Origin of the sequence: Kitasatospora sp. NPDC101447 (assembly GCF_044767225.1) — a bacterium.
In the GTDB taxonomy this organism is placed as follows: domain Bacteria; phylum Actinomycetota; class Actinomycetes; order Streptomycetales; family Streptomycetaceae; genus Kitasatospora.
This window is the reverse complement of record NZ_JBIWNL010000058.1, coordinates 5,839-18,389: the sequence shown is the minus strand read 5'-3', so window position 1 is coordinate 18,389 and position 12,551 is coordinate 5,839. Positions and strand designations below refer to the sequence as shown.

Genomic DNA, 12,551 nt, shown 5'->3' with positions numbered 1-12,551 from the left:
AGGCGGAGCAGGGCGCGGCTGATGAGACTGACTGGCCGGTGCCGGCCAGTCAGTCTCATCAGCCGCAGCCCCCAGCCGCCTCGTTGTACCTGCTGGCTTCCCGCTGCCTGCCCGTTCCTCTCCCGCTGCGGGCCAAGGGAGCAGGTCCTGCAGGACTTCCTGCCCTGCCCCGTGGTCCGGTCGGCGCGCCGCCCGTTGGCGCCCGGATCTGCCCCCTCGATCCGGAGATCTCCCTCGCCGAGCCGGCCCCGCAGCAAGCCACCGCCCGCCGCAGCCACACAGTCCTCGCCCAGACGGACTCCCCCTTCCCCGGCGGCCAGCCCGGCCGCCCAATCAGCGCCGACGGCCCCCTCCACGCACTGCTCCTGGACGCCACCGGCTGGAGCGCCGACGACCTCGCCGGCGGCGCCGCGCTCGCGACCGAGATCGGCCGCTACGGCGCCGGCGGCCGCGCCACTCCGCACCCCGGCCTGCCGGCAGCGGGCCGCGGGTCACGACCAGCCCAACGTCTGGACGCCGTCCGGGCTGTGCCGGATGACGGCGGGCAGGTTGATCTCGAACAAGCCGCTGCCGGGGTCGCCGCCGCACCAGTCGGCGATCAGGAAGTGGCCCGCCGTCGGGGCGGTGCGGGGGGCCGTCAGCCGCAGTACGAGCAGGTCGCCGGGGAACGGGGTGCCGTCGTCCGGCTGCTCAACCGGAACGGCGATTCGGGTACCATCATCGGTGTCCTTCACTTGTTGGTGGGAGACGGACAACCGGCCGGCCTGTTGCCAACTACGCCGTCCGGTTCGGCCCAGGCCCGACGCGCGAGCGCCGGGCCTTCGTCGTTCCCCAGGACAGCCAGCCGCCCTACCAGGCGACTGCGCAGCGGCCCGACCGGCCAAACCCCGCGGAGCACCCCCGGCGGCGGTGTCGGTGCCGGCTGAGACGCTGACCCGCGTGGATGACGAGGCGCTGATGCGGGGCCGGGTCTACGGGGCCGACCACGACGACCCCCACCCCCGGGCCCGCCCGGGGCGCGCGTACCGCGAGCTCGTCGGGGCCCCTCGACAACTGCTCCTGTTCTCCGAACCAGGAGGCTGATTCGGGCCCGCTTCACCGTCAGTTCTGCTGCGTTTGTTGCCTTATGGGATGAAACCGCGCGGCCTGGGATCGGTTGTGCGAGCTGGTCGATGTGTGCCTCGTCCGGCAACCGATGAGCTGTGCGGACATCCGTTCGGGCTCCCTCTATCCTCCAGGCGGTCTCTGCGGTGACCGTCATCGCAGCCATGTGCGGTTGGAGTTCGTTCGTGGAATCAGGGCGCCCTGACAGTGGATTCAGTCCGGCTCATCGAGCTGCTCTCGGTCGAGGATTGGTGGCTGATCCTCGACCGTTGGCGCTGACTACGCAGGCGGCGCTTGTGCTGTTTGCCGTTGCGCAGGTCATGGCCAGCCTGACCACCGGGACTGGTTCGAGGATGTTTCCCGCGGCCATCTTGTTCGAGATGCCCTTGTTCCTGGGCACGGTCGTGGCGTTTCTCTGCTGGCTTGTTATCTGGGGTAAGAGTAATTTCGATCTTGCAAAATAGCTGATCAGAGCATTGATGACGCGTCCGGAAGGTGGCTGGATTCGCTCGCCCTGCCGGGCGATCTGATCTTGGAGGTAAGTCGCTGTCCTGGCGGAGTGGTCCATCCGTAGGATCGCGTCATGACTGCTGATGCCCCGCTCACCCGAGAGTCGTTCCGACGCGCTCTGTCGATCAACACGCCCGGACCGATGTCGCAGCTCCCCGGTCGTGTCTGGACGGACGCCGACTGGGATCGGATCCGGAGGGGGTATCGGGCCCGGGACATGGATGAGAAGTGGAACGTCTTCGCTGAGGACAGGGTCGTCTATCTGCACCGCAGCTGGACCGGCTTTGGCGTCTTCGAAGCGACGTTCGCACCTGTCGAGGGTGGTGGCTGGCGGATCGCCTCAGCCGTCGTGGAAGCGGGCCGCGGGGGCCTTCATGGGAACTCGGCCGACTACGACTGTCTGATGCTGGAGCTGGTGCTCAGCGGTGTCGTGCTCGGAGAGCCAGCGGTGGAACTTCATCAACAGATGGTGGAGGTGGTGCGTCAGGCCTCGGGAGTCGCCGACGCTTCCGCCGGTGTGGTGCAGCACAGCATGCTGGGGCTGCGTTCGGACTCGTAGCCAGCGTCTCGATCGGGCTGACTGCCATTGGTCACGTGCCAGTGCCCTTGGCATTCAGTTCGCGCTGCAAGCGGAGGATCTCTCCAGCGACTCCTACGCGCTGACGACTGACTTCGCGCCCGTTGCCGGCTTCCGCCTGTGCTCGCGCTGCGACGCCGACCTGATCGCGCTACACCGAGTCCTCGCCCCCGACGCCCACCAGGTCCCCGCCCGGTACGGACCCCTGCTCGTGAACAGCCCGCTGGCCAACCTGACCCCCAGCCAGTGCCTAGCGCTGAACCGTCCCGCCGAGTCCGAATCCGACAGGTCGACCCTCGCGACATTCGCCGCATAGCGCGTTGGTTCACAGGCCTGGACCGCATCTGAATCCGAGCATACGAGCGACGGTCCGGCGGGCGTGGTTTTCACCCCGAAAAAAAGGGCGGTGGTTGGTGGTGGCGTCCGGACAGTGTCGCCCGCGCCCTGCCTGGCCGCACGCCCCGGCCGGTAAGCACCGCGTGCTGCCGGACCTGGTCGAGCGAGGACCTCATCCAGGGCGGCCTGGTCGTCCGGACGACCAGGCACGAGCCCGCTGGCTCGCCCTGGGCTGCGGGAATGTCGAAACCCGCGGGAGGGGGTTCCCGGATTCGCCGTGATTTCGGTGGTTCGGAGGCTGCCGTCCGGTTGGTGGATGGGCGTTCGGGGACGCCTTGGAGGCGTCCCCGAACGTGGCCAGCCTGGTGGCTGGTTGCCGGCTCCGCTACGACCGGGGCACGGCGGTCCCCGGCGTGGATGTCTGGGCTGTGGCCGGGAGGTTGTCATCAATGTGTCGCGTCCGGGAGGAAGCGGTTGCGGGTTGCGACGCGTCTGCGCCGGACACCGTGCTGCTTCGGGCAGATGCGCGCGGCATTGAATGCGCTCTGACCAGTACAGATAGGTCACGGAGGGGGATCTGTTTTTGCACCGAAACCCGGACAACCATGCAACAAGCCCAAGGGTGGCGCGGACGCCGGACTGAAAACCGGACAAGCGTCGACTACTGCCAGGACTCCGGTGCCCTGATCTGCGGAGACCCCCTGAGGCGGGTCCGGGTTGTTTCAAGCCCTGGCGGAAGAAAACGTCCAATGGCTCAGCCAGGGCTTCGGCATGTTCAACACTTAGCGACGCGGTGCGGTGGAGGACTACGACCCCTTCCCGCACCTGATGTCTCGTCAGGGCTGTGGCCATCGGAAGGAATTCACATGAACACACAGAACAGGCCCGAACGGAGCAGAATCCGCGAGGGCAGCGCCGACGGGCGGGTGCCCGCCGGCGTCGTCGTCCTGGCGGTGGCGGTACTGGCCGTCTTCGTCGCGCTGGCTGCGATGGGGATGTCGACCGAGACGATCATCGTGCTGTCCAGCGCGGCCGTCGTGACGGCGGCCGAGTTGGTGAGACGGCTGGTATCGGCCGCCTCCGCAGGACGCCGGCGCAGGTGAGCGTACGCCGTGGGAAGGCCGAAGAAGGCGATCGCCGAGGGAGCGGTCGCCGGGCACCTCGCCGAGTTCCTCCAGGCTCTGTGCTCGCGCAGTGGAAAGACCTACGCACAGATGTCCGAAGGCACATCGCCGCGCCTATCCGTCGCCACGCTCTCCCGGGCTGCGTCCGGGCACCGTCGTCCAGGGCTGGACATCGTGCAGGCCTTCGCCCGGGCCTGCGGTGCCACCCCGTCGGAGATGCGAAAGGCCGAGCGGCTGTGGCGCAAGACCCCAGCGAACTCGACAGCGGCACGTGGACAGGTCTCGACCGACTGGCGTGAGCCCGAGCTGCTGAGCGAGGCGCACCAGCTGGGTGAGCAGATGCGTACGGCACTGCTGCTGAGCGGCAGCCCGTCGCTGCGCGCGGTGGAGGAGCGGGCCAAAGGCATGGGCCTGAGCCTGTCCCGGAGCACGCTGGGGGACGCGCTGCAGCCGGGGGTGGTGCCTACCGAGCAGGTGTTCTGTGTGTTCATGCGGGTGATCTCACAGTTCGATGGTTCGCCGGCGGCGGGCTATCCGGACGCCGTGTGGGAGCGCCTGTGGATGAGTCTTCAGGCTGTGGGACGGATGCGGGGCCATGAACGGGGAGCCGGAGCTGTAGGGATGCGGCTGCGGGATGGCCAGGCGGGGACTTCGGCGCGCAGGATCGGGGGGTCGCGGCGTCGGTCGTCGGCTCCGCGGGCCTGGGTGCGGCCTGGGCCGGTGCGGGAGTTCAAGGACTTCGTGCACACGTTGTACCTGGAGGCGGGGTGGCCGTCGTTGGCGGACATCGCCGCGGCGGTCCGTCTGGACGACTCGCTGGATTCGGCGCCGACGCGGGACACGGTGAACAGGCTGTTGCACTCATCGGCGCTCGGGCTTCAGGTGGACGCGGTGGCGGTGGCGGTGGTGGTGGCCCGCATGGCTGGGGTCGAGCCGGTGACGGCCGGCGCGCAGGCCCGGGAGCTGTGGATCCGGGCAGCGGCGGAGCGGCCGTACGGGTGTGCGGTGGCCGAGGCGGACCCGTTGGCTCTCGGGGTTCGGGAAGCGGTGGCGCTCGCGGACGCCGAGGACGTGCTGCCGGTCCTGGTGCCCTATGTTCGGCGGGACCACGACGAGGCGCTCGACGACGTCGTGCGGCAGGCCGTCGAGGGTCACAGTGCGATGGTCGTTGCCCGTGGCCGCCGGGCGACCGGCAAGTCGCGTAGCTGCTGGGAGGCGCTGCAGCGGTTGCCCAGGACGTGGCGCCTGGGGTACCCGACGGACCCGTTGGACGGGGAGCATGTGGTCGAGGTGCTGGCGCAGGCCGGGCCGCGCACGGTGGTGTGGCTGGACCGGATCGACCGGTACCTGGATCCTGCGCAGTGCGCTGCCGCTGGGCGGGTTCACGCCGAGATCCTCGACGCTCTGCACGACCAGCGTCGTGCCCCGGTGCTGGTGGTCGGCACCATATCGGCGACGGCGGCGCTGCTGGACCGGGCACGGGGGTCGACCGGGGCGGTTGCCACGGCGGCGCGAACGCTGGTCGAGGACTGTGCCGTCAACGTGCCGGACCGGTTCACCGGCGATGATCTTGTCTCGCTGACCGCAGCTGTCGGGCGGGATCCCCGGTTGGCCCTGGCCGATGTCAACGCGACCCGGGGGGCCGTGGCCCAGTTCCTGTCTGCGCGCCGCAACGTCCATCCGTTGCTGAAGACCCGGAACCTTCACACGGCTGTCGAGAGGGGGGACACCCATACCCTGCACATGGCCGGCGCCCTCCTGCAGCAGTCAGGTCGTCTGGAGGAGGCGGCAACGTGGTATCAACGGGCTGCGGAAGCCGGCGACCCTCAAGCCCTTGAGCCGGCTGCCAGGCTGCTGAGCGAGAACGGTGAGCCATACGAGGCGATCTCATGGCTGAGGACCTTGGCTGAGGCCGGCGATGTCAACGCCGCTGTTGCGGCCGCACGGCGGCTGCTTCGCGAAGGCCGGGACGAAGAGGCGGTTGCGATCTATCAGAAGGCGGCGCTGGCTGACGGGAACGATCACGCGCTGCGGGAGGCGGTCTCGCTGATGCAGCGCAACGGCCGGACCGAGGAAACGGTCCGATGGCTGCGGACAGTGGCAGCTGAGGGAAGGCCGGCTGCCCTGCGGGAGGCCGCGCACCTGCTCTGGGAGGCGGGGGACAGGACGAGAGCCCTGCGCTTCTACGCGGATGCCGGGGAGGCGGGGGACCTGACGGGATGGCGCAACGCTGCGGAGCATCTTCAGGGGCTGGGCCGGGACGACGAGGCGATCGTGATGTACCGGGCGGCGGTGTACCACGGGGACCGTGCGAGCATGCTGCCGCTGGCGGATCTGCTGGCGTCGACAGGCCGGGAGAGCGAGGCGCTGTCGCTCTATCGCGAGGCTGCGGGGGCGACGCCCCCGGACCTGATGGCCTTGTGGCGGCTCGCGGTGCTCTACCGGACGACTGAACGGCCCGACGAATCCCTGGGGTGCTTCCGGGAGCTGTCCGCGCTGGGCGATTCGAAGGCGTCGATGCAGATCGGGCTGATCCTGCGGGACAAGTGCGACAGCGACCGGACGCTGGTGGACGAGGCGGTCGCGGCGTTCACCAAGGCCGCCGACGCGGGGGAGGGGCACGCCTACCGGGAGGCGGTCTGGCTGCTGTGCAATCATCGTGGTCTCCATGCCGCAGTGGCCTGGCTCCAGCACCGCGTGGATGCCAGGGACCGTCGGGCGGTTCGGGAGATGGGGGATCTCTTCCGGGAGGCCGGTATGCAGGAGAAGGCCCTGACCTGGTACTCGCGGGCCGCGGAAGCCGGCAGCCAGTACGCGGCCCAGCGGGCCCTGCATCTTGAGGCCCGCGCCATGAGAGGCGGGAGCGGAGGCGACGACGACGATCTTGGACCGGTAGGGCTCGGCAACTGAAGCCACTCAAGGACGTGATGACCCGGAAAGCTCGCTCGTCACGTCGACACGACCCGGTGCGGCATTCGATAGACGAAGCGCAGCCGCTGCTGGTGGTGCTGCGCTTCGTCCAGGACCAGGAGACCGATCAGCTGGGCGAGATCATGCCGTTCCGGTCCCACACCTCGTCTTCACCGCCCATCTGCCCGCCCCTCTGGTGGCGGCCGGCGCCCAGGCCGAGCAGGACGACTCTGGCCTGGCGCCGGTGATGTGGCTGCCTACGGCCGACGTGGTCGGCCTCCCTACTCACCGCGGGCGAGGTGGCGCCCGGCTGCGGAACGGAGTCGGCGACTCCTCCGTTTCACACGGTGACGCTCGACCAGGGCCGCGAAGTTCTGTGCTGTCCCTTGCTACCGTGAACGGGGACGGGGACGGGGACGGGCGATCGGGGGGTCATGACCGGCTTTCACGTCAAGCCAGCCGACATGCTGTTGGCTTCTGCGGGGTTCTCGGACCTGCAGAACTGGGCGGCGCAGATCTACAGCGGCCTCGTCGGATCCCTGGACGCCGCCGCAGGAATGGCCGGCGACGACGACACCGGCAAGAAGTTCGCCGCGAAGTACGACCCCGCCGCTCAGAAACTGGTGGACGCGATGGCCCAGGCCGTTGCCCACCTCGGGGGCACCGCGAACGGTCTCTACACCATGGCGATCAACTACCTGCAGAGCGACAGCGACGTCGCCGCCACGATGATGGCCCCGCAGAAGCTCCCAGCCTCCACCAACCCTCAGTGCGACCAGGAGCCCGTCAAGGCAAAGATCCAGTCCGCCGCGGGCCACACCGACAGCGGAGCCGTACACGACTTCCTCGCCAAATTCTGGCCGCAAGGCGATCCGGCCCGGCTGCGGCAGGCGGCCAAGGACTGGAAACACCTGGCGGAGCTGGCCAGCAAGCTCGGAACAGAAGGCGACATCCGGGTCCAGCGGGTCACCAACACCAGCGAGTCCAGCGCCGTCACCTCCTTCGTGCAGAACTGGGCGAAGATGCACGACGGCTGCGCGACGTCCGGGCCGCTGCTGAACAGCGTCACGAACGCGGCCTACAAGCTCGGCACGGCGTGCGAGGCCTACGCCAAGCAGATCGAGGACCTACGTGACACGCTCCAGAACCTGGCGATCGGTGCGGGCATCGTCGCGGGCGCCGGCCTGGTCCTCACCTTCGTGTCGTTCGGACTCTCGGACGTCGCGGCTGCCGGTGGGGAGGCCGCGATCGCCGCGGAGGCTGGCGCGGCTGCGGTCGCCATGACCGCCGCGGTCGAGGGCAGTGCCGAGCTCGCGGTCCTGGCGGAGGCCGCAGCGATCGTCGAAGCGGCCGAGGCGAGCCTGATTCCGGTCGGCACTGCCCTGACAGCTGCGGCGGCCGGGACCGCAGTCGTGCTGGCGGGCGCGAGCGATGCGGCTGCGGCGGGAAAGCCCCCGGTGACGAACAACGTCACCGATCACCTGCCGCCGCTCCCGCCTCTGCCGAACTCCGGATTCAAGGACTTGTCCCCGGCGGACCAGAAGAAGGTCGAGCAGTGGATGGCCGACGCCGAGGCAGCCACCGACCCGAAGCGCTCCAAGAAGGCGAACGACCCCGCGAACGCGAAAACCCCCGAGGACGCCGCCCGCCGCGCCTACCAGATCAAGGTGGCCGGCAGCCGCGAGTACAACATGTACACCACGCTCGACAATCCGAAGATCCCCGGGAGCGAGGCCACTCTCGACGCGGACGGCATCCGTCCCAAGGACGGCGCCGCCGTCGAGAGCAAGTACGTCGGGCAGAAGGCCAACTGCAAGTCGCCCTTCCGCCTCGACAACGTCGACAACGTCTTCCCCATCGTCTACGAGAACGCCCTCGCCGATCAGACGTGGGAGAACGCCCGGTACGCCAACGCCTTCAAGGATCCGCGGAACAAGCCGATCAACCACCTTGAAATCATCACCAACGACGAGAAGGCCGCCGCGTACTTCGACGCGATCATGGCGGCCGAGAAGGTCCCGGGCCGCACCCGGATCGAGAAGTAACCCCGCACTCCAGCCAGACGGCAGGGCCCACCTTGCCGCAACCCGAGAGGAACCCGTGAGCGGCAAGTACCTCATCATGCCGGACCAGGAACACGGCGGCTCCTGGGACTTCACCCCCGAACAGCTCGACCAAGCTCTGCACAGCAACTGGCCCCACGCCCGCCTCGTCGGCCCCATCCCCCGCTTCAACGTCTACACGATCTCCGTCCCTTACCGGGACGAGCTCCGCGAGTTCAGTTACTTCGACGACCGCAAGTTCTTCTCCTTCCCCGACCAGGACCCCATCGACTTCCCCTTCCGCGTTGTCTTCACCCTGCTGACCGCCGTTGCCCCCAAGCAGCAGATCATGTGGACGAACGACTTCGGCGGCGACATCCACCACGCAGATCTCTCAACCGGGATCCATCAGCTCCTGAGGCCCTTCCAGTAGTCGGCGGCAGGGGGCAACTCACGGACACAACCGCCGGAAATGTCGCCTGCACGCCACGCCCCCAGCCCCTGCAAAGCTCGTGCGGGAGGCCGGCGAGGCGGGCTTCGACGACCTGCTCCAGGGCGTGGGTGTAGTCGTCGTGCTTGGCTTCGATGCGGAAGTCCTCGGTGATGGCGTCCATGGGGGTCCGGGCGAGCTGGACCTCTGCGGGGCGCAGCTGGACGCCTTCGGGGGCGATGCCGGCGGGCGGGCGGATTTCGTCCTGCCACAGCAGGGTCTGGAGCGCTGCAGCTGGTGGAAGCGCACGTCGTGGGACTGCGTCGCGGTGTACAGCGCGACCGGCACGGTGACCAGGCCGAACGTGAGCACTCCGGTCCACACGGGTCGGGCCATCACGAGGCCTCCCACGCTCATCCAGGCCTGGTCCGCCGTGGCGGGTGCCGCGCGCAAGTCCGGACGGGTCACGGCCAGCGTCACCGGACCGAGGCCGGTCCCCACGCCGGACTGGGCCTGGTGGGCGCCGCCGCCCTGCCGGGCCACTCGGAGCCACGCGGCGACGCCCTACCCAGGCGACTGCACAACAGCCCGCCCGGCCAAACCCCGCACCGCCCCTCGGGGGCCGGCGATGGTGGCGGTGCCGACTGGGATGCTGAGACGACGAGGCGCTGATTCGGGGACGGTCCAGGAAACCGACCATGACGACCCCGACCCCGGTCCCCAGCCGGGTCACGTGTACGGCGGGCTCGTCGGCGGGCTGCTCCTGGACGTCACCGGCTGAAGTGCCGGCGACCCCGCCGGCGGCGCCGCGCTCGCGCCCGAGATCGGCCGCTATGCGGCCCGACGCACCCCGCAGCGGACCTGTCGCACTGGGACTGGTCCGACGACACCGCCTGAATCCGCAGAACCGCCTCGGATCACCCGGGCGGTCCGGCTACGCGGCCTCGGCCGAGGGAGCCTGGCCGTCGACGTGCTGAAGCAGACTGCGGGCCTCGACACGCTCCTTGCCGGACAGCTCCGCCCAGAACCCGTCCGCCCACACCGCGTGCGCGGCCTGCCGTTCGGCCTCCTCCAAACGCGCCGACTCGGCCAGCTGCTCCTCGGCCAAACCCGCCCGGGCCGCCTCCAGGTCACCATTCCACGGCCCGAGCGCCGCCAGGAACGCGCGCCGCTCGGCCTGCACAGCCACCAGCGCCCGCTGCGCCTCGACCAGATGATCCGGGTACTCGTACGTCTTCTGCTTGCCCACCGCGCAATCGTACGGATGACCCAACCGCCGCCCGGCTGCGCCCCGCCGCCGGGCTTTGCGTCCGGCCGGGCCGGGAAGTCGTGCGAGGTGTGTGGTTGTGCGCCCCGCCCGGGCTGGCCCGGGCGGGGCGGATGCGCCGGGCCCTGGTGGAGTCGTCCTCCATAGGCCTGGGGCGTGTCGGGACTGGTGCAGTGAACTTATTGCCGAGTCGCGCACCGGTTCCGGGTTTCCCTTCGGACAGCCGCTGCCCGCCGTCCCGGCGGGCCGGGAGGAGCGCAGTGATCGTCCGGTGTCCCCGCACTGAAAGGCGCGGTGACATGTGTTCAGACGGGTCAGGCGTTAAGCAGCGTTAAGCCGCGGAGCCCGCAAGCACCTCGTGGCGTTGTTCACACGGATCCGCCACGGTGTGTCGCTGCGCGATCACGCGAATGGACGCGATGATGTCGAGCTGACCCCCGTGGCGCTCAGTGTTTCTGCCGAGTCGCGGACGCCCGACGGGTCACGCAGTACCCCTTCCCTTCGTACAGCAGACAGGAACTGACCATGGGTCACACTCCTTCCTCTCGCCCCCGTCCCGGTGCACGGCCCGCCCGTGACCCGCGCGGTTCCCGCGGCCCCGGCCGCCCCGCCCGCTGCGCCCACCGCAAGCCCGCTGCGCTGCCCGCGTCCCGGTCCCCTCAGCCGCGGCGCCCCGAGACCCGTCGCCGCCCGGCCGACCGCCGTCTGCCGATCGCGCTGCGCCCGGCCGGCCGCCCGGCCACGGCGATGCACCGCCAGAAGGTGACCGGACGCCGGGCGATCGTCCGCCGTGTCCCGGCGGGCCTGCAGTACCACGGCGCACCGGTCCAGCCCGGCGCGGCCGGTGGAGGCCGGTACCCGTCGGTGTGGCCGTTCGTGGGCGCCGGCGGGGCGGTCGTGGTGATCGTGATCTTCTGCGCCCTGGTCGCCGGCTGGAGCGCCGAGGGCACCATCGGTGTGCTGGGCGGCGCGGCCGCCGTGATGCTGCCGTTCGCGGAGCGCCGCGATGTCTGACACCGGCACCGATGCCGGTGCCGTCGGCGGGGCCGGGGTCAACCCCGGCCCCGCCGGGGGCCCCCGCACCCACGAGCTCACACAGCTCCTTAAAAAGGTCTGGGTGAAGGCCGTATCCGACGTGACCCGCATGGGCATCAGCACCGCGGACGCCGAGGACATCGTCCAGGAAGCCTTCATCGCGGTCGTCAAGCGCTGGGACGACATCCAGCCGGAAAACCGCGTGGCGTACTTCATGAAGGCGGCGCGCAACAGGGCGACGGAGTACTTCCGCAGGACGCGCCCGGTTCCGGTCGCCGACCTGCCGGACCAGCCCGGGACGGACGACCCGAGCGAGGCCGTCGCCGCGTACGACGTCGTGCGACGCGTGCTCGACGACGTCGCCGAGCACGCCCCCAGGACAGCGCAGGTGGTGTGGCTGACCTACATCGAGGAGCGGTCGACGGAGGAGATCGCTGAAGAGATGGGCGTCCATCCCACGACGGTGAGAGCCCACCTGGCCCATGCCCAAGAGGTACTGACGGCGTCCGCGCGCAGGCTCGGGCTCTTCGGGGCTCCCGAGCCCGCGTCCCGGCCGGTCCTGCGCCTCGCCACGGCGCCGGCCGGGGACCTGCCGGCCGGGCTTCCGCAGGGCGGAGCCGAGCGGATCGCCGCGCTGGAGGCCGAGGTGCGCCGGCTGCGCGAGGAACTGATCCGCGCGCAGGGCGCTGGGCCCAGCCCGAGTACCGGATGGGCGGGCGGCGGCATGCCGCCCGGCCGCTCCCGGACCGCGCCCGGTGACGGTCCCGAACCCGAGGATTCCGGGGCGGCGGCGGCGATCCGCCGCCACGAGGAGATGCAGCGCGAGTTCCTCGAACGCGAGATCGCCAAGCTCCCTCCCCAGCAGCAGCGCGCCATCCGCCTCGCACAGGTGGGCAGCACGCCCGTCCAGATCGCGGAGATCATGGGCATCACGCCCGGCTGCGCGAGAACGACGCTGTGCCACGCCCGCAAGCGCCTGATGAGCACGCTCAACCTGACCAAGGACCGCCTCGCCGTGATCATGAAGCGGCCCTCGCTGAAGAGCGTCGGCGACCAGGACGTCCCCTGGCGCTCCGGCACCGCCGCGTAGGGGATCCCGACGTGGGGGGGCCCCCCCCCCGGCGGGGGGCGCCCCCCCGCCCCCGCCCCCCCCCCCCCCCCCCCCCCCCCCCCCCCCCGCCCCGCGCGCGCCCCCCCCCCCCCCCCCCCCCCCCGC

Annotated in this window: 11 protein-coding genes and 1 pseudogene; 8 read left to right on the top strand and 4 right to left on the bottom strand. The window is 70.3% G+C overall.

Translation table 11 applies throughout. From position 1 onward, the window contains the following. Positions 1–491: 491 nt before the first annotated feature. Complete coding sequence (locus tag ACIRST_RS40540) at positions 492–734, bottom strand: hypothetical protein (protein ID WP_402809417.1); 243 nt, start codon at positions 732–734, stop codon at positions 492–494. 639 nt (positions 735–1,373) lie between these two features. On the opposite strand from ACIRST_RS40540, the gene ACIRST_RS40535 reads away from it, so the two are divergent. From ACIRST_RS40535 to ACIRST_RS40520, 4 genes are all read left to right on the top strand, one after another. Then, complete coding sequence (locus tag ACIRST_RS40535; RefSeq protein ID WP_402809413.1) at positions 1,374–1,568, top strand: hypothetical protein; 195 nt, start codon at positions 1,374–1,376, stop codon at positions 1,566–1,568. Positions 1,569–1,687: 119 nt separating this feature from the next. Next, the gene (locus tag ACIRST_RS40530; RefSeq protein WP_402809410.1) at positions 1,688–2,173 is read left to right on the top strand and encodes a hypothetical protein; all 486 of its coding nucleotides are present in this window, start codon (positions 1,688–1,690) and stop codon (positions 2,171–2,173) included. Positions 2,174–3,393: 1,220 nt separating this feature from the next. Next, complete coding sequence (locus ACIRST_RS40525; RefSeq protein WP_402809408.1) at positions 3,394–3,630, top strand: hypothetical protein; 237 nt, start codon at positions 3,394–3,396, stop codon at positions 3,628–3,630. A 9-nt stretch (positions 3,631–3,639) separates the two neighbouring features. Then, entirely contained in the window at positions 3,640–6,561 is a 2,922-nt protein-coding gene (locus tag ACIRST_RS40520) for a hypothetical protein (protein WP_402809405.1), read from the top strand. Positions 6,562–6,599: 38 nt separating this feature from the next. On the opposite strand, the gene ACIRST_RS40515 is transcribed toward ACIRST_RS40520, so the two are convergent. Then, the gene (locus ACIRST_RS40515) at positions 6,600–6,722 is read right to left on the bottom strand and encodes a hypothetical protein (protein WP_402809403.1); all 123 of its coding nucleotides are present in this window, start codon (positions 6,720–6,722) and stop codon (positions 6,600–6,602) included. A 273-nt stretch (positions 6,723–6,995) separates the two neighbouring features. Between ACIRST_RS40515 and ACIRST_RS40510 the strand changes: the two genes are divergently transcribed. Together ACIRST_RS40510 and ACIRST_RS40505 are read left to right on the top strand one after the other, a co-directional pair. Continuing rightward, positions 6,996–8,606, top strand: a complete 1,611-nt coding sequence (locus ACIRST_RS40510) for a restriction endonuclease fold toxin-2 domain-containing protein (RefSeq protein WP_402809400.1) — start codon at positions 6,996–6,998, stop codon at positions 8,604–8,606. A 76-nt stretch (positions 8,607–8,682) separates the two neighbouring features. Further along, on the top strand, positions 8,683–9,036 hold the full coding sequence (locus ACIRST_RS40505) for a hypothetical protein (protein ID WP_402809397.1): 354 nt from the start codon (positions 8,683–8,685) through the stop codon (positions 9,034–9,036). Positions 9,037–9,318: 282 nt separating this feature from the next. On the opposite strand, the pseudogene ACIRST_RS40500 reads toward ACIRST_RS40505, so the two are convergent. Both ACIRST_RS40500 and ACIRST_RS40495 read right to left on the bottom strand, forming a co-directional pair. Then, positions 9,319–9,429, bottom strand: a pseudogene (locus ACIRST_RS40500) (Ku protein); the annotation flags it as partial. Between the two features lie 538 nt (positions 9,430–9,967). After that, complete coding sequence (locus tag ACIRST_RS40495) at positions 9,968–10,282, bottom strand: hypothetical protein (RefSeq protein WP_402809394.1); 315 nt, start codon at positions 10,280–10,282, stop codon at positions 9,968–9,970. A gap of 765 nt (positions 10,283–11,047) precedes the next feature. Here ACIRST_RS40495 and ACIRST_RS40490 point away from each other — a divergent pair. Further along, positions 11,048–11,314: a hypothetical protein gene (locus ACIRST_RS40490; protein WP_402809391.1), complete on the top strand. Its 267-nt coding sequence runs from the start codon at positions 11,048–11,050 to the stop codon at positions 11,312–11,314. Further along, positions 11,307–12,425 (top strand): sigma-70 family RNA polymerase sigma factor, encoded by a 1,119-nt coding sequence (locus ACIRST_RS40485; protein ID WP_402809388.1) that lies wholly within the window; start codon positions 11,307–11,309, stop codon positions 12,423–12,425. The genes ACIRST_RS40490 and ACIRST_RS40485 overlap by 8 nt, the downstream gene beginning before the upstream one ends. Positions 12,426–12,551: the final 126 nt, after the last annotated feature.

What these genes read in the sequence shown, in the direction of transcription:
- ACIRST_RS40510 (WP_402809400.1), top strand. Translation starts at nt 6,996, where the DNA reads ATGACCGGCTTTCACGTCAAGCCAGCCGACATGCTGTTGGCTTCTGCG.
- ACIRST_RS40485 (WP_402809388.1), top strand. Translation starts at nt 11,307, where the DNA reads ATGTCTGACACCGGCACCGATGCCGGTGCCGTCGGCGGGGCCGGGGTC.
- ACIRST_RS40505 (WP_402809397.1), top strand. Translation starts at nt 8,683, where the DNA reads ATGCCGGACCAGGAACACGGCGGCTCCTGGGACTTCACCCCCGAACAG.
- ACIRST_RS40530 (WP_402809410.1), top strand. Translation starts at nt 1,688, where the DNA reads ATGACTGCTGATGCCCCGCTCACCCGAGAGTCGTTCCGACGCGCTCTG.
- ACIRST_RS40490 (WP_402809391.1), top strand. Translation starts at nt 11,048, where the DNA reads ATGCACCGCCAGAAGGTGACCGGACGCCGGGCGATCGTCCGCCGTGTC.
- ACIRST_RS40525 (WP_402809408.1), top strand. Translation starts at nt 3,394, where the DNA reads ATGAACACACAGAACAGGCCCGAACGGAGCAGAATCCGCGAGGGCAGC.